Source organism: Flavobacterium sp. B114r, from assembly GCF_056824125.1.
The window spans coordinates 322,640-345,390 of sequence record NZ_CP124858.1; the positions used below are offsets into that span (position 1 = coordinate 322,640).

The window sequence follows — 22,751 nt, forward strand, 5'->3', positions numbered from 1 at the left end:
TTTGATTCTAAAAATTAGAATATTTAAAACTTTGATCCATTTTTTCAAAAGGAATGTTTTTATCTAACAGCGATTTGAGTTCAAGATCTGTCAATAAACCCCTTGCAGGCTCTTTCATTCTGGGAAGTACAATTTCGTAATCTATGATTTCACGAGTTAAAATATCTTCAAGAATATTGATTTGTTGGCTCGTTAAATACTTTTTGTGAGACTTAAATACTGATGCTATATCACTTCTAAATTCTTCATCACTGATTTCATTATAAATATCCTGATTAGACATATCTGTCAATAACATTTTAAAAATAAAATCCTGCAGGTTTCCTGCCAGATAATCCGCCTCATTTGAATCATGCCAAAGATAAACGATAGGATATTCACCATCATTTTCTTCATTCAGGAAAAAACAATAATGATCTGCTGCACCACTTTTTGCAAAAGCAATAAATTTAAATTGTTTATCAATGTTCCGATAATCTTCAGGATCAGACAAATCTCCTATTTCTTCGTCTACAGATTTCAAATTCAATAATTCAAAATCATAAGAGTGCAAAAGCAAAGGCGGATTTTCTTTTAATGTTGGATAAACTTCGGCATACCATTTAGGTCCGTATTCTCCAATATTAAGCATCCCGTCAACATCTAATTGTTTGTATAAATGTGGAAATTGAAATCCGTATTTTATTTCTATGTCTTGTAGTGTCATTTTTAAAAATTGTGGAATAATACTATAACCTGAATATCAAATATAGTATTATTTTTACCACAAAAAAAGGCTAACTATTTCAAAGTTTCTGCAATCATTAGCGCACATTTTTCACCATCTATTGCCGCAGATATAATTCCGCCAGCATACCCTGCTCCTTCTCCACACGGATACAATCCTTTTATTTGCAAATGCTCATAAGTTATTGGATCTCTGGGAATACGAACCGGTGATGAAGTTCTGCTTTCCGGTGCATGCAAAATTGCTTCATTAGTCAAATAACCACGCATAGATTTTCCGAATTCCTTAAATCCTTCACGCAGAATCTGTGATAAAAACCCAGGAAAAACCTGTCCCATTTCTACCGAAGTCGTTCCCGGAACGTAAGATGTTTTAGGAATATCTGCCGAAACTTTGTTTTGGGTAAAATCGATCATTCGTTGTGCAGGAACTTTTTGAGTCTCTCCAGCCAAATGCCACGCTTTTTGTTCGATACTTTTTTGGAATTCCATTCCGGCCAAAGCACCAAATTTTTCAAAAGGTTTAAAATCTTCTAATTTCAACTCGATTACAATTCCTGAATTTGCCGTAACCTGATCACGCTTCGATGGCGACCAGCCGTTTGTCACTACTTCTCCAGGACTTGTCGCGCAAGGTGCAATTACACCGCCTGGACACATACAGAACGAATACATTCCGCGACCGTTTACTTGTTTTACGATAGAATATGGTGCGGGTGGTAAATGTTCTCCGCGGTAATCACAACTGTATTGAATACCATCGATTAATTCCTGTGAGTGTTCTGCGCGAACTCCCAAAGCAAAAGGTTTGGCTTCGATAAAAATTTTCTTCTTATCTAATAATTCAAAAATATCTCGCGCCGAATGTCCGGTTGCCAAGATCAGTTTATTAGACAAAATCTTATCTCCGTTTTGAGTTACAATTCCCTCAACTTCGTTATTTTTAACTAAGATATCCGTCACTCGGGTGTCAAATAAAACCTGACCTCCAAATTCGATTATTTTATTTCGAATATCTTCTATGATTTTTGGCAATTTATTAGTCCCGATATGTGGATGCGCTTCTACCAAAATATCTTCAGAAGCTCCAAAAGCAACTAAAAGTTCCAGGATTCTGGTTACATCTCCACGTTTTTTAGAACGCGTATATAATTTACCATCTGAATAAGTTCCTGCTCCGCCTTCACCAAAACAATAATTAGAATCTTCGTTAACCAGATGATCTACATTTATTGCTTTTAGGTCACGTCTACGCCCACGAACATCTTTCCCACGTTCGATAACGATTGGTTTTAAACCTAATTCTATTAATTGCAAAGCAGCAAAAAGTCCGGCCGGACCAGCCCCAACAACAATTACTTCCTGAGCCGAAGAAACGTCCTTATATATAGGTAGCTCTATTTTAGTTTCCTGAAAGGGTTCGCCTTGCAGATAAATGATTACTTTCAGATTGATTTTTATCGCTTTTTGGCGCGCATCAATTGATCGTTTTAAAATAGTGATATGTTGAATTTCCTTAGGAGAAACTTTTATTTGTTTAGACAAATAGTCTTTTAGCAACAATTCGTTTGCAGCTATTTCCGGAGTTACCTGAAGTAAAAGTTCTCTTGGCATTTTGTTTTATTTATTCAATTAGCTTTTCTATTTATGAAAAGAATATACAAAAATAGTATTTTGAACTGACTTTATATAATTAACCGCAAAGTGCGCAAAGATTTTTTAAAGGTATGGTTTTATAAAAACACAAAGTTCGTAAAGCTTTATGTTGATCTAGCTTTGCGAAATTCGTGTCTTAAACACCACCTTAAAAAAAAAAATTGCGCTTAATTCTACAATAAGTTATTAATCCTGTTAAGAAAGACTTTGTACCTTTGTACTCTCAACCTTTGTACCTTAAAAAAATGTCTAGAAAAATAAAATTGATTTGGGATTTTCGTGGTCCGGCTTCGGCAAAAACAGCTGAGCATCATGAAATTCATTTAAAAGAATATATCGCCATAGAAAAGCTTCCTTTAAATATTACAGGATTTAAAATCATAAACGACATGCACGCCACAGCATTTATGGTTGTAACCGATGAAAATATGATTCCGGTAAGAGATGCTTTGAAACCGCATCGAGGGGAAATATTTGAAGAGTAAGTCAGTCGCAGTTTTCAGTCTCAGTAAAACTATTTTTATTTCAGTCTCAGTTTTCATTCTCAGCAAAAACTAAAAACTAAAAACTGAGACTGTAAACTTTTTTAATTCGCTACTTCACTGATAAATTTAATACGCATCAAACGCAATTCATCAATATCATAATCGCCATCAAATTCTTTAAGGGCGTCTTCGATTTTATCCGATTCTGATTCCATGAAATAATCATGAATTTCTTCCTGCTGATCTTCATCAAGCATATCATCGACCCAATATTTGATATTCAGTTTTGTTCCGGCGTAGACAATTTGCTCCATCTCTTTTATTAAAGCATCCATCGAAAGTCCTTTTGCAGATGCAATATCACTTAATGGTAATTTTCTGTCTATATTCTGGATGATGTATAATTTATTTACTGAATTAACTCCGGTAGATTTCACCACCAGATCATCAGGACGAGTAATATCATTATCCTCGACATAACGGTTTATCAAAGTAATAAACTCATTACCGTATTTCTTGGCTTTTCCTTCTCCAACACCATGAATATTATATAGCTCGGTTAAAGTAATTGGATATTTTAAAGCCATATCTTCAAGAGAAGGATCCTGAAAAACAACAAAAGGAGGAACTCCTAATTTTTTGGCGACTTTTTTACGTAATTCACGCAACATTCCCATTAAAACTTCATCAGCAGTTCCTGATGATTTTGATGCTGTTACGATTGCTTCATCTTCGGATTCATTGTATTCATGATCTTCAGACATCATAAATGAAACTGGTTTTTTGATAAAGTCCAAACCTTCTTTAGTGATTTTCACCACACCATAAGTCTCAATATCTTTAGAGAGATAACCCGCAACAAGAACTTGTCTCAATAATGCCATCCAATATTTCTCATCATGATCTGAACCTGATCCAAAAAAGGATTGTGTATCTGTTTTATGCGCTTTAATTACGGCATTAACTCTACCTATTAAAGTAAAGACAATTTCTTTTGATTTGTAAATATGCTTGGTATCGCGAACAATTTCAAGCAATTTAACCGCCTGATCTTTCGCCTCAACTTTAGTTTTAGGATTACGAACGTTGTCATCCATATCTGCACCTTCACCGGTTTCGCTATCAAATTCTTCTCCAAAATAATGCAATAAGAATTTCCTGCGCGACATTGAGGTTTCAGCATAAGCAACAACTTCCTGCAATAAAGCAAAACCTATTTCTTGTTCCGCAACTGGTTTTCCGGACATAAATTTCTCCAGCTTTTCTACATCTTTATAAGAGTAATATGCCAGACAATGTCCTTCTCCTCCATCACGTCCCGCGCGACCGGTTTCCTGATAATAACTTTCGAGCGATTTTGGAATATCATGATGAATTACAAAACGAACATCGGGTTTGTCAATTCCCATACCGAAAGCGATTGTTGCCACAACCACATCTACGTCTTCCATCAAAAACATATCCTGATGTTTGGCTCGGGTTTTAGCATCTAAACCTGCATGGTAAGGAACGGCACTGATTCCGTTCACTTGTAAAACTTCGGCAATCGCCTCTACTTTTTTACGGCTTAAGCAGTAAATAATTCCGGATTTCCCTTTATGCTGTTTGATAAACCGAATAATATCCGATTCTATATTTTTAGTTTTTGTACGAACTTCGTAGTATAAGTTGGGTCTGTTGAATGATGCTTTGAAAGTATTGGCATCAGACATATCCAGGTTTTTAAGAATATCTTCCTGAACTTTTGGGGTTGCAGTTGCAGTAAGCCCAATAATAGGCACCTGCCCTAATTGTTTGATAATATTTTTCAGGTTTCTGTATTCCGGCCTGAAATCATGACCCCATTCTGAAATACAATGTGCTTCATCGATAGCCACAAACGAAATAGGCACACTTTGCAAAAAAGCCACATACTCTTCCTTAGTCAGAGATTCCGGCGCCACATACAAAAGCTTGGTCAAACCAGAAGTAATGTCTTTTTTTACCTGCGCAATTTCTGTTTTAGTAAGGGAGGAATTTAGCACATGCGCAATTCCGTTTTCTGAAGAAAGACTTCTAATAGCATCAACCTGATTTTTCATCAAAGCAATCAAAGGCGAGACAACGATAGCTGTTCCGTCCTGGATTAAAGCGGGTAATTGATAACAAAGAGACTTTCCTCCACCAGTAGGCATAATTACAAAAGTATTCTTTTGACTTAAAATACTTGTAATGACTTGCTCCTGCAAGCCCTTAAATTGGCTAAAGCCGAAATACTTCTTTAATTCCTTGTGTATTTCAATTTCGTTTGAATTCATTCTTTATATTAAGGGTATTTTGTATAAATTTGCAACACATAAAGATACAACTTTCTTTTATACATACAAATTTAAAATATCCAGTTTTGATCACAAAAGAAAATATATTGGCGATTGCCAAGAAAACCATACTCTCTGAAAGTGAAGCAATTACAAAGTTAATTGATTTTTTGGACGAAAATTTTTACGAAGCTGTCCAGCGTATTTACGAAACTAAAGGTCGTCTGATCGTTACCGGAATCGGAAAAAGCGCGATAATTGCTCAAAAAATGGTAGCCACTTTTAACTCTACCGGAACGCCATCTATGTTCCTGCATGCGTCAGAAGCCATTCATGGTGATTTAGGAATGATACAAAACGAAGATATCATTATCTGCATTTCAAAAAGTGGCAACAGTCCCGAAATAAAAGTTTTGGTTCCGTTATTAAAACGCTTCGGAAACACCTTAATCGCAATAACAGGAAACACAACTTCATTTCTGGCAAAAGGCTCTGACTACGTGTTGAATACAACCGTTGAAATGGAAGCCTGCCCAATAAATTTAGCACCAACAAACAGCACCACGGCACAACTTGTAATGGGCGACGCGCTGGCAGTTTGTTTGATGGAAATGCGTGATTTTAAACCGGAAGATTTTGCTGTTTATCATCCGGGCGGAGCTTTAGGCAAAAAATTATTGCTTCGTGTAAAAGATATGATTGAACATTCGTTAAAACCAATGGTAACGCCGGATACCTCAGTTAAAAAAGTTATTTTTGAGATCTCTGAAAAACGATTAGGTGTAACAGCTGTTATCGAAAATGATAAAATTATCGGAATTATTACTGACGGAGACATCCGAAGAATGCTAAATGACGTAGATACTATTGCTGACTTAACTGCAAAAGATATTATGTCAAGAAATCCTAAATCAGTATCCTCAGAAACTATGGCGGTTGACGCCTTAAATATTTTAGAAGATTTTTCGATTACGCAACTGATTGTTGCAGATAATGGTGAGTACAAAGGAGTATTACATTTACATGACATTTTAAAAGAAGGAATCGTATAATGGCAAAAAAGAACCTTGGCGAGATGTCGTTTTTAGACCATCTTGAAGAATTAAGATGGTTATTAGTGAGAAGCACCATTGCAATATGCATCATGGCATTTTTTACTTATTTTATCAGTGATTATTTATTCGATCAGATTATTTTAGGCCCAATCCGACCAACATTTTTTACTTATGTATGGTTTTGTGATTTATCTCATGCACTGGGTTTCGCTGACAGTATCTGTATTACTGAACTGAATTTTATCATTCAGAATACAGAAATGGAAGGACAGGTAAACATTTTTGTCTGGATGTGCCTTTTAGCCGGTTTCATCCTTAGTTTCCCTTACATTTTATGGGAACTTTGGAAATTTATCAGCCCCGCTTTATACGAGAAAGAAAGAAAAAATGCCAAATTATTTATATTCACTTCTTCCCTGCTTTTCTTTTTAGGAGTGTTATTTGGCTATTATGTCGTGATTCCGATGTCTGTCAATTTCGTTGCCACTTTCTCTGTAAGTGATGTGGTAAAAAATCAATTTACACTTGATTCTTATATGGGAATGGTAAAAACAAGTATTCTCGCGAGTGGATTGTTTTTTGAATTACCAATTATTATTTATTTCTTAACCAAATTAGGATTAGTTACTCCTGATTTCTTAAGAAAATACTGGAAATATGCTGTAGTAATTATATTAATTGTTGCCGCTATTGTAACTCCTCCGGATGTAGTTAGTCAAACTATCGTAGCAATACCAATGTTGATTATCTACGAAGTGAGTATCCTGATTTCAAGGATTGTCTATAAAAATAAACTGAAAGAAAATGTCTGATATCATACAAGAATTTAACGATTATCGTTCTAAAATGAACGAAAAATTACTGGCTGACAACAACAAAATTGTAAAGCGAATTTTTAATCTTGACACGAATGCTTACGCTCCCGGAGCTCTTGACGTAAAAACAAAAGAGCTTTTAGGATTAGTTGCATCTGCAGTTTTACGTTGTGATGATTGTGTAAAATATCACTTGGAAACCAGCCATAAAGAAGGTGTTACGAAAGAAGAAATGATGGAAGCAATGGGAATCGCAACTCTGGTTGGAGGAACTATTGTGGTACCTCATTTACGCAGAGCTTACGAATTCTGGGAAGCTCTTGAGGAAGCTGAAACTAAATAATTGTTAATAGGTTTATTTGTTGAATCGTTTATTCGTTAATTTGTGGCGAATAAACGATTCAAACGTTTAAACGATTAAACTAAAAAAATGAAATTAAGAGCCGATAATTTAATCAAAACCTACAAAGGCCGCAGCGTCGTAAAAGGAATTTCCGTAGAGGTTAATCAAGGAGAAATTGTTGGACTTTTGGGACCCAATGGTGCCGGAAAAACAACTTCTTTCTACATGATCGTAGGATTGGTAAAACCAAATTCAGGAAATATCTATCTGGACGATCTGGATATCACCGATTATCCGATGTACAAACGTGCGCAACAGGGAATTGGCTATTTAGCTCAGGAAGCTTCTGTTTTTAGAAAACTAAGTATCGAAGATAATATCCTTAGTGTTTTGCAATTGACAAAACTTTCTAAAGAAGAGCAAATTGCAAAAATGGAAAGTTTAATTGAAGAGTTCAGCTTAGAACATATTCGCACTAACAGGGGTGATTTACTTTCAGGCGGAGAGCGTCGCCGTACTGAAATTGCACGTGCTTTGGCAACAGATCCTAAATTTATTTTATTAGATGAGCCTTTTGCAGGAGTTGACCCTGTTGCAGTTGAGGACATTCAGAGAATTGTGGCACAATTGAAAAATAAAAATATCGGAATCTTAATTACGGATCACAACGTTCAGGAAACCTTAGCAATTACCGACAAAACCTACTTAATGTTTGAAGGAGGAATTTTGAAAGCCGGAATTCCGGAAGAATTAGTTGAAGATGAAATGGTGCGCCGTGTCTATCTTGGTCAAAACTTTGAACTTCGTAAAAAGAAACTTGAATTCTAAATCAGTATACAGTCGCAGTTTTTAGTTTACAGTTTTCTGAAATTGAAAATAGTGACTGAAAATTACAAAAAAATGATACCACAAAAACCAACTCAACAAGATTACAATAATTGGCATAATGACCCAAACAACTGGCATTTGGGAATGTTTTATCACAACAAACAAGACAAAAGAATGTTTGTTCCTAAGAAATTAAAATGGGCCGGTTTCACTATTAATTTTGCAAATCAGAAAGCGATCCTCATTACAATTGCATTTCTTTTTTTCCTATATACGCTTACACAGCTTAAATAAAAAAGTTTTCAGTCTCAGTTACGGTCTCAGCAAAAACTGTAAACTGAGACTGAATAGTAAATTAATCCACTGTTATAAACTGCAACTGCTGCAGATCACCGTTGTAAATATTCACATCTACACGATGTTTGATTCCCGGCAATGATGCTTTTTCTGTAAATTGCCAAAAAAGCCAATCGTCTTCGATCTTTTCCCTATAGAAATTGTAATTGGCAATCCAAAACAAGTATTCCCCAAACTCTTCTTTCAGAAAATCACTATAATAACGCTCTCCGGAATAAATTATAGGACGCACCTGATAATGCGCTTCAACTTTATTTAACCAGCGTTTGAGGCCTTTTTTCAAACTATCCAAAGGTTGGTTCTTAGGCAATCTTTCAATATCTAAAACCGGAGGTAAATCGCCTTTATGCAATTTTACTGTTTTAATAAAAAGATTGGCCTGCTCGATAGAATTTTCGTTTGGCCGGTAATAATGGTAGGCTCCACGAATGATTTTGTGTTCTTTTGCTCCTTCCCAATTTTTTTTAAATTGTCTGTCCACTCTGTCATTTCCTGCAGTCGCACGGATAAATACAAATTTTACAGGATATTTTTCATCCAGGACTTCCACTTCATCCCATTGCACTTTTCCCTGAAATTCAGATACGTCAATGCCTATTACTTTTCCTTTATGATTTTCGAGAACCCGGATATTACGAACGTCTGAAAGATGTTTATCAACCGCATCTTCATCTAAAACTTTGTTCGATTTAAAACCCAAATAATACGCCAGTCCATCACGATAATGATACACCGCAGCAAAGAACAGTAATACAAAAAAAGAATAAATAATGAAACGAATTACTCTTGCTAAAATCGATTTCTGAGGTTTCGCTTTTCGGGAATATGGAGTTCGTCTTGTCGTTTTTCTTGCCATTAAAATAAGACTACTTTTTCAAAAATATATTATTCACAACTGATAACAACACGTAAAAAATGATAATTAACGGAATTGCAATATATTGAAGCGTAATTAACAATAATAATGAAACCAGTAAAAACACAATCTGAAGGACATTATCTTTTACCGTAAATTTCTTGATTTTTAAAGCAAATAAAGGAATTTCAGCATTTAAGATATAAGCGCTACATACTGTTATACCCAATAAAACCCAATGATTGCTCAAAATTTCGAAAATCACTAAAGAATCTGAAAATTGTAAAACCAAAGGAAGGCTCAGAATAAACAAAGCATTTGCCGGCGTTGGCAGTCCAATAAAAGAATCTGTCTGACGCGTGTCAATATTAAAATTGGCCAGTCGATAGCAAGAACCCAAGGTTACAATAAATCCTAAAAAAGGAATAATAGAAGATGCCATCAGATCATTAGGATTGGCACTTTTCAAAAACATAGTATACATAATATAACCCGGTACAACACCACTGGTTACCATATCTGCCAAAGAATCCAATTGCAAACCAAGCGGGCTGGAAACTTTAAACAATCTGGCAAAGAAACCATCAAAAAAATCAAAAAAGATTCCTAAGCAAACCATGTAAAAAGCCATTAAATAATCAGCTTGTGAAACAAAAACAACAGCGATACAACCACAAAACAAATTGATTAATGTGATTAAATTAGGAATGTGCTTTTTAATATTCATGGTCTATAGTTTTATTTTTTTGCAACGACAAATTTCGCATAATTATATGAACAATTCATACTATTCTCTAAAATAATCAAAGTAAAATCAAAATGAATTCATCAGAAAGATTGTGTGATTTTGACAAAACTATTTTACAGTAAGGAGTTTTTGGTTTTAAATTTCGACTTTCAGAATATTTATTAAAAGGAAGAAGTTTGATGACCAAAATATTATATTTTTGGTAAAAATTAAAACACACTCGGGTTTGCTAAAAAATAACCACCGAAGTACGTTTTTGCATTTTTATTATTTTTCAAATTGTATATCACAATACGGACAAAAAGTTCCGAAAATATATTTAGTTATCTTTAGATAAAAATTACAAAACCATAAACTTCTTAAAATTTTAAATCATGAAAAATGTCATTTTCAAAAAAACAGTTTTTAGTTTACTATTATTACTAGGTTTTATTGGTTTTAGCCAAAGCTTGCCTTTATCGAAAGAGGCAAAAATAAGCGTAATTACATGCGGATTAGGCAATGAAACCTATTCGTATTTTGGTCATACTGCTGTACGCGTTGCAGATCCCGGAAACAATATTGATATCGTTTACAATTATGGGAATTTTGATTTTAGGACACCCAATTTTGTTGCCAAATTTGCAAAAGGAGATTTACAATATTTTGTAAGTGTGCGTTCGTTCTCTGATTTTATAAATGATTATACCACTGAAAAAAGAAGCGTTTTCGAACAGGAACTTCTTATTTCCAAAGATCTAAAACAAAAACTTTTTGACAATTTAAATGCTACTTTAGCTCCTGAAAACCGCTATTATACTTATAAATTTATTGATAAAAACTGTACTTCAATGGTGGCAGATATTATCAATAAATCACTAGACGGGGAAGTCATCACCAAAAAAGGCGATACAGACCAAACATACCGTTCGATTTTATTTCCTTATTTCAATGGCCATTTTTACGATCAGTTGGGGACAAGTATTATTTTTGGAACAAAAGTAGATCAGCCCGGCACTAAGATTTTCCTGCCGTTTGAATTAAAAAATAGCTTAGAGAAAACTACTTATCAAAACCACCCTTTGGCTGCTAAGAGTAAAACCTTATTAAGTTTCGAAAAAGAAACTCCTAGATCATGGTGGAACAACGTTTATACTTACCTCATCATATTAGGTTTTGTAGTTCTGGCGCACAACAAAATAGTAGACAAAATCTATCTTTTGATTTTATCTTTTATCGGAATCTTGTTTGTTGCAGTTGGATTTTATTCCCTTCACCAGGAACTGGCAATGAATTATAATGTGCTTTTATTTAGTCCATTATTGTTGATTTTGATTTTCTTCTCTCTTATAAAAAACAAAAGATGGACGTATCGCTTTGCCGTTTTACATCTGTTATTCTTAATCTTTTACACCATTTTCCTGATCAACAAAGCACATTTTCTGATTGTTTTACCAATGATCATTACCAGTGGATTTGTTCTGGTAAGAGTGGCGATTCGAAATAAAAAACGTATTCCGATAATTATCTAAACCGCTTATGGCTTTGGCAGAATAAACTTTTAAAAATCACCAATTGGTGTAATCGTTTTAACACATAGAAACATAGCTTTTTTTTGTAACTAAAAATAAGGCGTTTCACTTGTTTAAAATACACAAAGTACACTATGCGAAAGAAAGATGTTTCTTTTTTTCGCATTCTCTTTTACACACATTACCTATGTTTCTATGTGTTTAATCAAATATTTATTAGTATCGTATTAAACAACCTATCAGCTGAATACAACTAATAAACACGGATTAGTACTGATTTTCTAAGATTAAAAAGTTTATTTTTTTCCAAAAAAGTCAGCCAATATTCGTGCTGTAAAAATTCTAGCTCCGGCATCATTCATATGCCCACAAGAAGAAAAGTATTTATCTTCCTGCACTACGTTTTCATAATTATGAATTTCAGGATATGCTTTTTTTACTTTATCAAAATAATTCATTCCTTTTACATTCTCGCACATCGGCGTCATTACGGCGATAAAATTAATATTATTCGCTTTGCAGATATTTTTGATTTCTTCGTAATACTTATTCTTCGGCAACGGATTGAGATTAACAATATTATTTTTCATATTGCCGTTCTTATGCTTCACCAGAGGATAATATCCCAAATTGTCTAAAGCATTTGTCGACTCGCCTTTTATGATCTTATAAACCTCTCTAAAACCTATTTTAGAATCGTATTTTATATATCTGTAGAATGGCAGATAATACAATTCATTAAAATTATCCTGAGCCGAGAAATGTTTTTCTATCACTTTTGAACTATGAATGTACGGTAAAAATTTTGCCGCAACTCCATCAGATTCCTTATCGTTAGAAAGATTCAAATCAGCTTCCAGAATAACGTTCTTAATTTCATATTTTTTTTCGATCATTAGCTTAAGCATTAATGATGCTTCAAACAAGTGCCCTCCACTCATTCCGTAATTAAATGTTTTCAAACCTTTGTCTTCGAACATTTGCGATACAAAATGATTATTTGCACGTGATGATCCCAGGATAACTACATCAAACTTTTTTGCTTTAGAATTAAAGACCGTTTCAATTTTTCCTCTGTTTTTAGACTGCAAAAAAACATACGTATACATACCATCCAATGCAACAGCAATCAAAAGTGTGATGATTAAAATTCGAAGCGCATAAAATAAAAACTGTTTCATTAAAACTGAAAATATATAAATTCTTTATAATCCGAAAAGGTCCCAAGAGCTATAATAGCTGCAATTGCCAAAGCTACTTTTAGCATGCTTCTTTTACCTGAAAGAGGTTCTACTTTGGTTCTGTTATTCCACTCCACTAAAACAAACAAACCAATTACAAGCAGTAATTCATAACTGTAACGTTCATTATCCAGATATTGAAAACTAAAATCCCGGTTCACAATCATGCGTTTTAAATACAAAACAGCATCTGTAATTGTCCTGGCCCGAAAAAACACCCAGGCAATACAGGTTATTGAGAAGGTTATCAAAATATTAAAAATCACTTTTACACAATCAAAATTCCAGGATACCTTAATTACGTCAATATTATTCCGATTACTATTTGATAACAGTAACGGTAAAAAATAAATTGCATTTATAAATCCCCAGGCCAAATACGTCCAATTGGCACCATGCCAAAACCCGCTTACTATAAAAATGATAAACGTATTTCTAATTTTCATCCAGATCCCTCCTTTACTTCCGCCTAAGGGAATATACAAATAATCGCGGAACCAGGACGAAAGCGAAATGTGCCAGCGTCGCCAAAACTCCGCAATATCTCTTGAAAAATAAGGGTAATTGAAATTACGCAGTAAGTCTAACCCAAACAATTTTGACACTCCTAACGCGATATCTGAATATCCTGAAAAATCGCCATAAATTTGAAAAGCAAAATAGATTGCCCCAAGAATCAATGAAAACGAGTTCATAGTGGTATAGTTATCAAAAATAGCGTTAGCATAAGTCGCGCACGTATCAGCAATAACCACTTTTTTGACCAATCCCCAGATGATCTGATAAACTCCTTCTTTAGCCGTTTGATAATTAAATACTCTTTTTACTTTTACCTGGGGCAACAAATGTGTCGCTCTTTCTATTGGTCCTGCAACCAGCAGTGGAAAGTAACTCACAAATAAGGAATAATCTACAAAGTTATATTCGGCTTTTATACGCTTTAAATAAATATCGATGACATACGACAATCCATGAAACGTATAAAACGAAATTCCGACCGGAAGAATGACATTTAACAATATAGGACTGGCTTGTATCCCAACCGAGTTTAATAATTCTGAAAAAGAAGCAGCAAAAAAATTGTAATATTTAAAAATCCCAAGAAAACCTAAATTGGTTAATACACTCAGCCAAAACCAAAATTTCCGACTTCTGTCTGATTTACCTTTTTCAATCTGAATTCCGGTATAATAATCAAGAAAAGTAGAAAAGACCAATAAGAACAAAAATCGCCAATCCCAACAAGAATAGAAGTAGTAGCTGGCAACGATTAACAAAGCATTTTGGGTGCTTTTTGTTTTATTAAAAACAAACCAATACAGAAAGAATACGATTGGCAAAAAAACAGCAAATGCTAAAGAATTAAAAAACATATTTTACTTTAAAAAATGGAATTTGAAGTTGCAAAGAAAAGAATAATTCTTTACAAATAATTCTTTTATCGCTATGTGAGCAGCTTTAATTATTTGTCTCCTATACAGAGATACTACTTTAAGAACTACACTAACAACCTCCTTTAAGATTTAATCTAAAAAACAAAAAAGGCGTTTTCCTAAAAAAACACCTTTTAATATCATTTGAATCTAAAATTCAATTTACAATAAGAAACTACTTATCCAGAACTTCAAAAGCAGAATTCATACTTTTAAATTCAGGAACAATTTTTTTCATTTTGGTTACAATATCGTCATTATCATAGAAATCAGCGATACCAATAAGCTCATCAATTTCAATATGCAAATTTTCATATTCGTCTTGTATTTCCTGAGCAATCATAATTTTATTATGATAGGTTGGTAATGTTTTTGACGTATCATTCAATAACTCCTCATAAAGTTTCTCTCCGGGTCTCAATCCAACAATCTTAATCTTGATCTCCTTATCAGGAATAAATCCTGCCAGTTTAATCATTTTCTTGGCCAGATCGATAATTTTCACTGGTTTACCCATATCAAAAATATAAATCTCGCCTCCGTTACCCATGGCACCAGCTTCTAAAACCAATTGACATGCTTCCGGAATGGTCATGAAATAACGAATAATATCCTGATGGGTTATAGTAACAGGTCCGCCTTCAGCGATTTGCTTTGTAAATAAAGGCACTACTGATCCGTTTGAACCTAAAACATTTCCAAAACGGGTTGTGATAAATTTAGTAGAACCTTCTACATTCTCTCTTTGATTTTTCAAAAATAAAGATTGCACATATTTCTCTGCTATTCGCTTACTGGCTCCCATAACGTTACTAGGATTAACCGCTTTATCAGTAGATACCATTACAAATTTCTTTACATGGTATTTACAGGATAAATCAGCCAGATTCTTAGTTCCCTTAATATTGGTCTGGATAGCCTGAGATGGATTCTCTTCCATCAAAGGAACATGTTTGTATGCTGCAGCGTGAAAAACGACATGCGGACTGTAGTTTTTGAAAACTTTTTCTAAAGCTTTTTTGCTTCTTACATCGGCAATTACAGCAATAATTTTTGCCTCTGAACCTAAGGCTAGTGTTTCTAAACACAAGTTATGAAGCGGCGTCTCGGCATGGTCTAATATAATCACCATTTTAGGATTGAACCCTAAAACCTGTCTTACGATTTCACTGCCTATTGATCCGGCAGCTCCGGTAATAAGAACCGTTTTATCTTTTAATTGTTTCGAAATCGATTTACTGTCCAGGACTATCGGTTTTCTTTCCAGTAAATCTTCAATCTGAATGTTTTTTACTTTTTGAGAAATTTCTTTTTGGTTCTCCCAGTCTGAAATAAGCGGTACTGTATATACCCTATAATTGAATTCTAAACATTGATCAACAATAATCAATTGTTCTTCTTTAGACAAACTTTTATCAGCAATAATAACACCTTCTGCAGCTACAGAGCGCATTAAGGCAGGCAATTTTTTTCTTAAAATCAGAATAGGCAAATCTAACATTCGCTTTGACGCATTCTGGTTATTTTTATCTACAAATCCAACAATTTTAAAACGGGAAGGAGTTTCGAATTTCAATGCATTGGCAACGGAAATCGCATTAGCATCTGTTCCGTAAATTACTGTTCTGATTAACTTAGAATTGGTTTTCTCAGAAAAATATAATTCAAAAGTTTGCTTTACTATCACACGATACAAAAACAAACCACAAAATGATAATACTAAATTAATGAAAAGGGCAGTATTTAAAAAGGCTTTATGTCCGGTATACAATTCAAAAACTAAATTGAAAAATAAAAAAAACACCAAAACCGACATTTGAGAAAACAGCAATTTTATCGCATCAATATAGGAAGAGTGCCGAATAATACCTGAATAAGTCCTGAACAACCAAAAGAAAAATACGTTTATAACAATTAGACTAGCAACAAAATAAAACTGATGAGACGTAATAATATACCCCAATGCAGTTCCTTCAAACAGCATATAAGTAAATGTAAACGAAAAAATCAGCACCATTACATCTATTGCAATGATGATCCATCTAGGCAGATAGCTCAGATTATTAATGCTCGTTCTTAGATTTCTTGGTGAGAGAAAATTATGCAACAAAGAGGCTATTTTGGTTTGTTTATCTGTATCCAATTTGGTATAGTTTAATTTTGTAAACTTTGTCTGTCTTACAAAAGTACAAATTAAAGGTTTTAAAAAATTATTTCCTGATCTAAATTAGATTTTAACACCCTTTTTCTTTTGTTTCAAAAATTCCAGCAAATAAGTACCATATCCGGATTTCACCAAAGGCAAAGCTAGTGCTTCAAACTGAGTATCATTTATAAATCCTTGTCTCCAGGCAATTTCCTCAATACAGCCCACTTTTAGTCCTTGTCTTTCTTCCAGAACCTGAACAAATTGTCCTGCCTGCATTAAACTATTAAAAGTCCCGGTATCCAGCCAGGCAGTTCCTCGGCTTAAAATACCCACTTTTAAAGCTTCTTTTTCCAGATATACTTTATTCACATCCGTAATTTCATATTCACCACGGGCACTTGGTTTGATATTTTTGGCAATCTCAACCACCGAATTATCATAAAAATACAATCCCGGAACTGCAAAACTGGATTTTGGTTTCTCAGGTTTTTCTTCGATAGAAATGGCTTTAAAATTTTCGTCAAACTCCACTACTCCATAACGTTCCGGATCTGAAACATGATAAGCAAAAACAACTCCTCCGTTTGGTTTTGTGTTTGATTTTAAAAGTTCCTGCATATTAGATCCAAAAAAGATATTATCGCCTAATATCAAAGCTACATCATCATCGCCAATAAACTCCTCCCCAATAACAAAAGCCTGAGCCAAACCGTTAGGAATTGCCTGTTCTGCATAGCTAAATTTACAACCTAGAGATGAACCATCCCCTAATAGTTTTTTAAAATTTGGTAAATCATGTGGAGTGGAGATAATCAATATTTCATTAATACCTGACATCATCAACGTAGACAACGGGTAATAAATCATTGGTTTATCGTACACCGGCATCATTTGTTTGCTCATCGCAAGCGTCAATGGATGTAAACGTGTACCAGAACCTCCGGCTAAAATAATTCCTTTCATTTGGTTAGATTTTTGGATTTTTAGATTTTTGGATTTTTGGATCTCATTATGTTTATTTGCAAATAAAAACACCTCATCCTTAACCCTAAAATCATTTATGACATTAAATATTTTTTCAAACTTTCTTTATACTCCGGAACATCAATTGCGTATACCTTTTTAATTTTACTTTTATCCAATAAAGAAAAAGAAGGACGTTTTGCAGGAGTTGGATAGGATGCTGATGGTATCCCGCCCACATTACAACTGTATTCTCCCAATTCTTTTATACTCAACGCAAATTCATACCAGCTTATTTCACCTTCATTTGAATAATTGTAAATTCCTGGAATCCATTGCGGAAATTCTAAAATAGCAATCATGGCCTGAGCAAAATCAGCTGCATAGGTAGGCGATCCAATTTGGTCGTTTACCACATTAATAGCCTCTCTTTCCTGCATTAATCGTTGCATCGTTTTTACAAAATTATTTCCAAATTTGCTATAGACCCAGGAAGTCCTTATAATAATTGAATCTGGGTTTTCTTTCAAACAAGCAATTTCACCCGCTCTTTTACTCGCTCCATACACATTGATTGGATTCGTTTCTTCCTCTTCATTTAAGGCGATTGAAGAAGTACCATCAAAAACATAATCAGTAGAAATATGGATTAATTTCACGTTATTCTCCTGACTATATTTTGCAATTAATTCTACTGCTCTATGATTTATTATAAAAGCCAGTTCTTTTTCAGTTTCGGCTTTATCGACTGCTGTATAGGCACCACAATTGAAAATTACATCTGGTTGAATCTGATTTAATTGAACTTTAAGAACATCTAAATTATCTAAAGTAATTTGAGTTCTGTCAGCAAAAATCCATTCGTATTGCGCATAATTTGCTGATAAAACCGCTAATTCAGAACCCAACTGCCCGTTTGCTCCTGTTACAAGAATCTTTTTCATTAAAACAAACTATTACAACTGTCAATAAAAGGAAGTACTTGATCTTTTTCAGAAACAATGGCATCTTTGAGATCCATTCCCCAATCGATATTCAATGATGGATCATCAAATTTAATTCCACCTTCAGAAGCTTTATTATAAAACTGATCACATTTATACATCACTGACGCCGTTTCACTAATAACTGAGAAACCATGAGCGAAGCCTTGCGGTACTAATAATTGTTTTTTATTTTCTGCAGATAATAAAACACTAAATGCTTTTCCGTACGTCGGAGACTCTTTTCTTAAATCAACCGCAACGTCTATAATTTCTCCTTCTAAAACACGTACCAATTTCGTCTGAGCAAAAGGAGGATTTTGGTAATGCAACCCTCTTAAAGTTCCTTTTTTTGAAAATGATTGATTGTCCTGCACGAAATCTATATCAATTCCTAAACCTTCAAATTTAGTTTTACTGTACGATTCAAAAAAATAACCTCTCTCATCACCAAATACAGTTGGTTCTACAACTACTAAATCTTTTATAAACGTTTCTTCAATTTTCATATTAAAATATAATTATTATTTTATTTGTTAAAGAAGTACATCATCACTTCTTTTATTCTGCTTTCATTTTTTTAATCTTATTAAGATGATCGATCTGCAAGATAGCTTTCTAAACTCTTACATGGTCATCAACATTTGGCTCACTTGAAATGATCCAATTTGTTTTTAAAGTTATTGAACATACTCTTGTTCAAAAATGCTTTGCCCACACAAGCATAAATAAATTCGTCTATTTTCCATTAATTTCCCAATAATCCGAAGCATACCGAATATCGTCATCCCCAACATTTACAAGCGGTAATGTTGAAAAAGAAATTAACTTTGAATCTTTTTCTAAAGATTCTATGGCATTCGCATAACCCGCGGGAATATGTACTATCTTACTATCATTAACAGAAACGAAAATGTTTTCTACTAGTAATTCTTTTGACGGATTTTCCCAATTGTCAATTTGTACAAAATAAATTTTAAAAGAACCACTTATACAATAAAAGTTTTTAGCATCTAATTTATGCCCTTGCCACGCACGAATAGGATTTTTTTCAGAATTGCTAATAATATAAAACCTTTCGATATCTGTAAACTTAAAATCATTAACATACGAAATCGTTCCACGATGATCGGAGAAATTCCCTCCCTGAATTATTTTTGGGATCATATATTTGCCTTTAATCTGTTTTTATTCAACAAGTAAAATTTTAATGTATATAGAGCAATTAAGGGCAATAATATTATTACAAACAAGATAACATCATGAACTTTTTGATATAAAAAAATTATCACAATAGAAACTATAATTTGAACTACTGCATAATATGCAGCAACCAGTCTATGCTGAATTTTGTATTCGTTACTCAAAACCTGGTAGAGATGTAAACGATGGGCTTCGAAGATATTTTGTTTTAAATACAAACGATGTATAATTGTGCAAATAGCATCCACTCCATAAACAGCTAAAAACAACAACCAGATTAAAGAATCTGTTCTTAAAATAAGCTTCAAAACCAAATAGATTACCCAAAATGCAATGGCAATACTCCCAACATCTCCCGCAAAACATTTTGCCCTTTTTCTATAATTAAAAAATAGAAAAACGAGACTGGCCATCATCGCATATTTTATAAAACTACTATCCGCAAAAAGTTGAATTTCTTGATTGATGTACAACAATGACCCCATAACTACTAAAGTGTATAGTCCTGTTATTCCATTTATGCCATCCATAAAGTTATAGGCATTAATCAATCCTATTGCGAGGATATACGAAATAGCAACTCCATAAAAAGGCATCAAGGTAAATACTCCTAAATCATAAAAAATCAGAGTAATGGCTGAAAAATGAACTAAAATTCTGACTTTGTTAGACAGACTCTGAATATCATCCCAAAAACTAACTAAACTAACCAAAGTAATCCCGGTAAAGAAAAAATAATTCGTCTGAATATTTTGTAAAAAATAAATTAAAGCAGCGAACCAAAAAATGATTCCGCCACCTCTTAAGGTAATTTCAGTATGTGAACTTCTTAAATTGGGTTTATCTATTATGTTATAACGATTGGCTACTTTAAAATAAAGTAGCATTAAAATCATTAAAATTATCCCTAGTATTGTATATTCCATTGTTTTAATTAATCCCTTTTATCCAAATATTTGGTTCACTGCTCACAAATAAGCAAGATAGCCAACCTTTCAATGACATTCGCTCATATAAATCCTTGTTAACATCTATGTAATCTGACTCAAAGAACTCTTTATTCAGCTGAACATCCTCTCTATCTATAATTAAAATATTATTAGGATTGTAAAACATATAATTTTTAACTTCATTATTTGTAGTAATCATTTTTCTTCTTGAGCCAATAGTTTCAAAAGTACGCATGGTAAGTCCTTTTTGCCCAGGATGATTGATATCTAAAACAACTCTTGATTTTTGATACAACTTAAATAGATCTTCTGCATTTAAACTTTCAAAACTTAATTTATTATAATCGAATTCTTTAAAAGTCTTATCGAACATTTTTTTATAGAAATAAACAAATCTTCCTTGCATATAATAATAGCAATATGACTTCAGTTTGCGTTTATCACACCAATCTGCAATACTATTGCTTATTTTATATCTATCAGAATGAGCAGTTCCCAAAAAAAGTAAATCATTATCTATTTCTAATTCCGGAATTGAATCAATGTCTTTGTAAAAATCTAAATAAAAAAGAGGTCTGAATTCTAATCCATAATTAACAGCATCATCCGGATCAAAAGAAAATTTCCTATGAAAATATTTCAAAATACTAAGAGCATTTTTATTATTAAAAAAAGAATCCCAAGTATAAAAAATGCATTGACAGTTGGGGTGTGTTTGCTGAAATTCTTTTAAAAAGAACTCAGGTACAACTTCCCCTTTATTTACAAATAAAAAATCATACTTTTTATTCCTTATTTCAAGCAATATTTTATTGTAATACTTATTTATTTTGATTTGAAGTAAATTTCTTTTTAGTCTGATAATCCCCTTGGTAAAATTATTGTTTGAAGGTCTTTCATCATAATAATTCACGTTTGCGCCCAATTGTTCCAACTTTTTGATAATCTCTTTTTCGAGATTAAACGTTTGAACAGAAAAGAATAAAATATTTTTATCTTTAAGAACTTCCTCAATTATCATTTCAGGAGACCTTTCTTCTTCATTTCTTCTAATGATTTACTTAATCTATCCTCTTGAATTTCTTGTTGTAATACCCAAGCAGAAAATCTCTGAATTCCTTCTTTAAAATAAACTGTAGGTTCAAACCCTAAACGGGATTTAATTTTAGTTAAATCTGCATAATTATGACGTATATCACCTAATCTAAATCTTCCGGTTACAGTTACAGGGACATCAATATTATAAGCTTTTATCAATGAATTCGCCACTTCAAGAACATCTGTAGCAACTCCAGTTCCTACATTAAATACATGTCCGTTGGCTTCTTCTTTTTCAATTCCAAGGATTGTAGCTGCCACAACATCATCTATAAAAACAAAATCTCTTGTTTCTTTCCCATCTTCAAAAATCTGAATTGGATTATTATTTCTAATCTGAGTTGAGAAAATAGACAAAATTCCTGTATACGGGTTAGATAGTGATTGTCCGGGTCCATATACATTTTGATATCTGAAACCTACAGGAGCAATTCCTATTGTTGGACAAACTGTCATAATCATTTGCTCTTGATTTTGCTTGGTAATTCCATAAACAGATGAAGGATGAATTTTAGAATCCTCATCAGTCGCTAACAATTCAAGTTCTTGATTATTAGAAAAGGTAAGTTCAAAATTACCCGCTAACATATCACTTTCTTTCCTATGTGTTGGGTATACAATTCCTAATTCAGGATGTTTATATTTTCCTTCGCCATAAATAGATCTAGAAGAAGCAATTACAATTTTTTCAACAGAATTTTTGCTATTTGCTAAAATATCAAGCATAATTGCGGTACCCTGAATATTCACTTCTGTATATTTCTCAATACAATACATTGATTGACCAGTTCCTGTTTCAGCAGCAAAATGTACTACAACATTTTGATTTTCCAAGGCTTTAGTCCAATCTTCTCGTGAAGTAACAGTGCCATTAATGAACGTAACTTTATCTTTTATACTTTTAAATAATGGAGAAGTAATTTGAGGTTTTTCTCCGTGTATCTGCTTTGAAAGATTATCCAAAACTGTAATTTTATGTCCCTTTTCTATAAGCTTTAATGCTAGGTTACTCCCTATAAATCCAGCTCCCCCGGTAATTAATATATTTTTCATC

22 protein-coding genes are annotated in these 22,751 nt (G+C 33.3%); 7 read left to right on the forward strand and 15 right to left on the reverse strand.

Going from position 1 to position 22,751, the window contains the following annotated elements; translation table 11 throughout:
* Nucleotides 1-7: 7 nt before the first annotated feature.
* Together QLQ94_RS01525 and QLQ94_RS01530 are read right to left on the reverse strand one after the other, a co-directional pair.
* Complete coding sequence (locus QLQ94_RS01525) at nt 8-706, reverse strand: SMI1/KNR4 family protein (protein ID WP_271334666.1); 699 nt, start codon at nt 704-706, stop codon at nt 8-10.
* 74 nt (nt 707-780) lie between these two features.
* Nucleotides 781-2,340 (reverse strand): NAD(P)/FAD-dependent oxidoreductase, encoded by a 1,560-nt coding sequence (locus QLQ94_RS01530; RefSeq protein WP_482498948.1) that lies wholly within the window; start codon nt 2,338-2,340, stop codon nt 781-783.
* Between the two features lie 287 nt (nt 2,341-2,627).
* Between QLQ94_RS01530 and QLQ94_RS01535 the strand changes: the two genes are divergently transcribed.
* Complete coding sequence (locus QLQ94_RS01535; RefSeq protein ID WP_482498950.1) at nt 2,628-2,867, forward strand: hypothetical protein; 240 nt, start codon at nt 2,628-2,630, stop codon at nt 2,865-2,867.
* Nucleotides 2,868-2,968: 101 nt separating this feature from the next.
* On the opposite strand, the gene recQ is transcribed toward QLQ94_RS01535, so the two are convergent.
* Nucleotides 2,969-5,164 carry a DNA helicase RecQ gene (gene recQ, locus QLQ94_RS01540; RefSeq protein WP_482498952.1) on the reverse strand — a complete coding sequence of 732 codons (2,196 nt, stop codon included), beginning with the start codon at nt 5,162-5,164 and terminating at the stop codon, nt 2,969-2,971.
* 86 nt (nt 5,165-5,250) lie between these two features.
* Here recQ and QLQ94_RS01545 point away from each other — a divergent pair, with 86 nt between their 5' ends.
* The 5 genes from QLQ94_RS01545 to QLQ94_RS01565 all read left to right on the forward strand — a co-directional run bounded on the left by QLQ94_RS01545 (nt 5,251) and on the right by QLQ94_RS01565 (nt 8,499).
* Entirely contained in the window at nt 5,251-6,216 is a 966-nt protein-coding gene (locus QLQ94_RS01545; RefSeq protein WP_072960929.1) for a KpsF/GutQ family sugar-phosphate isomerase, read from the forward strand.
* A complete protein-coding gene (gene tatC / locus QLQ94_RS01550) occupies nt 6,216-7,031 on the forward strand; it encodes a twin-arginine translocase subunit TatC (RefSeq protein ID WP_072960806.1) in 816 nt (271 codons plus the stop codon). The genes QLQ94_RS01545 and tatC overlap by 1 nt, the downstream gene beginning before the upstream one ends.
* Nucleotides 7,024-7,377 carry a carboxymuconolactone decarboxylase family protein gene (locus QLQ94_RS01555; RefSeq protein ID WP_072960803.1) on the forward strand — a complete coding sequence of 118 codons (354 nt, stop codon included), beginning with the start codon at nt 7,024-7,026 and terminating at the stop codon, nt 7,375-7,377. Before tatC ends, QLQ94_RS01555 begins: the two co-directional genes overlap by 8 nt.
* An 87-nt stretch (nt 7,378-7,464) precedes the next feature.
* Nucleotides 7,465-8,205, forward strand: a complete 741-nt coding sequence (lptB, locus tag QLQ94_RS01560; protein ID WP_056255108.1) for an LPS export ABC transporter ATP-binding protein — start codon at nt 7,465-7,467, stop codon at nt 8,203-8,205.
* 72 nt (nt 8,206-8,277) lie between these two features.
* Nucleotides 8,278-8,499 (forward strand): DUF5808 domain-containing protein, encoded by a 222-nt coding sequence (locus QLQ94_RS01565; RefSeq protein ID WP_072960800.1) that lies wholly within the window; start codon nt 8,278-8,280, stop codon nt 8,497-8,499.
* Between the two features lie 61 nt (nt 8,500-8,560).
* On the opposite strand, the gene QLQ94_RS01570 is transcribed toward QLQ94_RS01565, so the two are convergent.
* Both QLQ94_RS01570 and QLQ94_RS01575 read right to left on the reverse strand, forming a co-directional pair.
* The gene (locus QLQ94_RS01570; RefSeq protein WP_393053172.1) at nt 8,561-9,418 is read right to left on the reverse strand and encodes a glycoside hydrolase family 25 protein; all 858 of its coding nucleotides are present in this window, start codon (nt 9,416-9,418) and stop codon (nt 8,561-8,563) included.
* 10 nt (nt 9,419-9,428) lie between these two features.
* Nucleotides 9,429-10,145: a CDP-alcohol phosphatidyltransferase family protein gene (locus QLQ94_RS01575; protein ID WP_131426091.1), complete on the reverse strand. Its 717-nt coding sequence runs from the start codon at nt 10,143-10,145 to the stop codon at nt 9,429-9,431.
* Between the two features lie 395 nt (nt 10,146-10,540).
* Here QLQ94_RS01575 and QLQ94_RS01580 point away from each other — a divergent pair, with 395 nt between their 5' ends.
* Entirely contained in the window at nt 10,541-11,677 is a 1,137-nt protein-coding gene (locus QLQ94_RS01580; RefSeq protein ID WP_482498956.1) for a lipoprotein N-acyltransferase Lnb domain-containing protein, read from the forward strand.
* Between the two features lie 296 nt (nt 11,678-11,973).
* On the opposite strand, the gene QLQ94_RS01585 is transcribed toward QLQ94_RS01580, so the two are convergent.
* The 10 genes from QLQ94_RS01585 to QLQ94_RS01630 all read right to left on the reverse strand — a co-directional run bounded on the left by QLQ94_RS01585 (nt 11,974) and on the right by QLQ94_RS01630 (nt 22,750).
* Nucleotides 11,974-12,858, reverse strand: coding sequence for a hypothetical protein (locus QLQ94_RS01585; RefSeq protein WP_482498957.1), 885 nt, complete (start codon nt 12,856-12,858; stop codon nt 11,974-11,976).
* Nucleotides 12,858-14,291 carry an MBOAT family O-acyltransferase gene (locus QLQ94_RS01590; RefSeq protein ID WP_482498959.1) on the reverse strand — a complete coding sequence of 478 codons (1,434 nt, stop codon included), beginning with the start codon at nt 14,289-14,291 and terminating at the stop codon, nt 12,858-12,860. Before QLQ94_RS01590 ends, QLQ94_RS01585 begins: the two co-directional genes overlap by 1 nt.
* A 235-nt stretch (nt 14,292-14,526) precedes the next feature.
* Nucleotides 14,527-16,494: a polysaccharide biosynthesis protein gene (locus QLQ94_RS01595; protein ID WP_482498961.1), complete on the reverse strand. Its 1,968-nt coding sequence runs from the start codon at nt 16,492-16,494 to the stop codon at nt 14,527-14,529.
* Nucleotides 16,495-16,578: 84 nt separating this feature from the next.
* Nucleotides 16,579-17,463, reverse strand: coding sequence for a glucose-1-phosphate thymidylyltransferase RfbA (rfbA, locus tag QLQ94_RS01600; protein WP_482498963.1), 885 nt, complete (start codon nt 17,461-17,463; stop codon nt 16,579-16,581).
* Between the two features lie 95 nt (nt 17,464-17,558).
* Nucleotides 17,559-18,407, reverse strand: coding sequence for a dTDP-4-dehydrorhamnose reductase (gene rfbD, locus QLQ94_RS01605; protein ID WP_482498964.1), 849 nt, complete (start codon nt 18,405-18,407; stop codon nt 17,559-17,561).
* Nucleotides 18,407-18,955, reverse strand: coding sequence for a dTDP-4-dehydrorhamnose 3,5-epimerase (gene rfbC / locus QLQ94_RS01610; protein WP_482498966.1), 549 nt, complete (start codon nt 18,953-18,955; stop codon nt 18,407-18,409). The genes rfbD and rfbC overlap by 1 nt, the downstream gene beginning before the upstream one ends.
* Nucleotides 18,956-19,184: 229 nt before the next feature.
* Nucleotides 19,185-19,613 carry a WxcM-like domain-containing protein gene (locus QLQ94_RS01615; RefSeq protein WP_482498968.1) on the reverse strand — a complete coding sequence of 143 codons (429 nt, stop codon included), beginning with the start codon at nt 19,611-19,613 and terminating at the stop codon, nt 19,185-19,187.
* Nucleotides 19,610-20,575 carry an MraY family glycosyltransferase gene (locus QLQ94_RS01620; protein WP_482498969.1) on the reverse strand — a complete coding sequence of 322 codons (966 nt, stop codon included), beginning with the start codon at nt 20,573-20,575 and terminating at the stop codon, nt 19,610-19,612. The genes QLQ94_RS01615 and QLQ94_RS01620 overlap by 4 nt, the downstream gene beginning before the upstream one ends.
* Before the next feature lie 4 nt (nt 20,576-20,579).
* Nucleotides 20,580-21,620, reverse strand: coding sequence for a WaaS/CpsH family glycosyltransferase (locus QLQ94_RS01625; RefSeq protein WP_482498970.1), 1,041 nt, complete (start codon nt 21,618-21,620; stop codon nt 20,580-20,582).
* Nucleotides 21,617-22,750: an NAD-dependent epimerase/dehydratase family protein gene (locus QLQ94_RS01630; protein ID WP_482498972.1), complete on the reverse strand. Its 1,134-nt coding sequence runs from the start codon at nt 22,748-22,750 to the stop codon at nt 21,617-21,619. The genes QLQ94_RS01625 and QLQ94_RS01630 overlap by 4 nt, the downstream gene beginning before the upstream one ends.
* Between the last annotated feature and the right edge of the window lies 1 nt (nt 22,751).

Bases quoted from the DNA above. Each gene is read 5' to 3' on its own strand.
- QLQ94_RS01525 (WP_271334666.1), bottom strand. From the start codon at position 706: ATGACACTACAAGACATAGAAATAAAATACGGATTTCAATTTCCACAT.
- QLQ94_RS01530 (WP_482498948.1), bottom strand. From the start codon at position 2,340: ATGCCAAGAGAACTTTTACTTCAGGTAACTCCGGAAATAGCTGCAAAC.
- QLQ94_RS01535 (WP_482498950.1), top strand. From the start codon at position 2,628: ATGTCTAGAAAAATAAAATTGATTTGGGATTTTCGTGGTCCGGCTTCG.
- recQ (WP_482498952.1), bottom strand. From the start codon at position 5,164: ATGAATTCAAACGAAATTGAAATACACAAGGAATTAAAGAAGTATTTC.
- tatC (WP_072960806.1), top strand. From the start codon at position 6,216: ATGGCAAAAAAGAACCTTGGCGAGATGTCGTTTTTAGACCATCTTGAA.
- QLQ94_RS01555 (WP_072960803.1), top strand. From the start codon at position 7,024: ATGTCTGATATCATACAAGAATTTAACGATTATCGTTCTAAAATGAAC.
- lptB (WP_056255108.1), top strand. From the start codon at position 7,465: ATGAAATTAAGAGCCGATAATTTAATCAAAACCTACAAAGGCCGCAGC.
- QLQ94_RS01565 (WP_072960800.1), top strand. From the start codon at position 8,278: ATGATACCACAAAAACCAACTCAACAAGATTACAATAATTGGCATAAT.
- QLQ94_RS01570 (WP_393053172.1), bottom strand. From the start codon at position 9,418: ATGGCAAGAAAAACGACAAGACGAACTCCATATTCCCGAAAAGCGAAA.
- QLQ94_RS01575 (WP_131426091.1), bottom strand. From the start codon at position 10,145: ATGAATATTAAAAAGCACATTCCTAATTTAATCACATTAATCAATTTG.
- QLQ94_RS01580 (WP_482498956.1), top strand. From the start codon at position 10,541: ATGAAAAATGTCATTTTCAAAAAAACAGTTTTTAGTTTACTATTATTA.
- QLQ94_RS01585 (WP_482498957.1), bottom strand. From the start codon at position 12,858: ATGAAACAGTTTTTATTTTATGCGCTTCGAATTTTAATCATCACACTT.
- QLQ94_RS01590 (WP_482498959.1), bottom strand. From the start codon at position 14,291: ATGTTTTTTAATTCTTTAGCATTTGCTGTTTTTTTGCCAATCGTATTC.
- rfbA (WP_482498963.1), bottom strand. From the start codon at position 17,463: ATGAAAGGAATTATTTTAGCCGGAGGTTCTGGTACACGTTTACATCCA.
- rfbD (WP_482498964.1), bottom strand. From the start codon at position 18,407: ATGAAAAAGATTCTTGTAACAGGAGCAAACGGGCAGTTGGGTTCTGAA.
- rfbC (WP_482498966.1), bottom strand. From the start codon at position 18,955: ATGAAAATTGAAGAAACGTTTATAAAAGATTTAGTAGTTGTAGAACCA.
- QLQ94_RS01615 (WP_482498968.1), bottom strand. From the start codon at position 19,613: ATGATCCCAAAAATAATTCAGGGAGGGAATTTCTCCGATCATCGTGGA.
- QLQ94_RS01620 (WP_482498969.1), bottom strand. From the start codon at position 20,575: ATGGAATATACAATACTAGGGATAATTTTAATGATTTTAATGCTACTT.
- QLQ94_RS01625 (WP_482498970.1), bottom strand. From the start codon at position 21,620: ATGATAATTGAGGAAGTTCTTAAAGATAAAAATATTTTATTCTTTTCT.
- QLQ94_RS01630 (WP_482498972.1), bottom strand. From the start codon at position 22,750: ATGAAAAATATATTAATTACCGGGGGAGCTGGATTTATAGGGAGTAAC.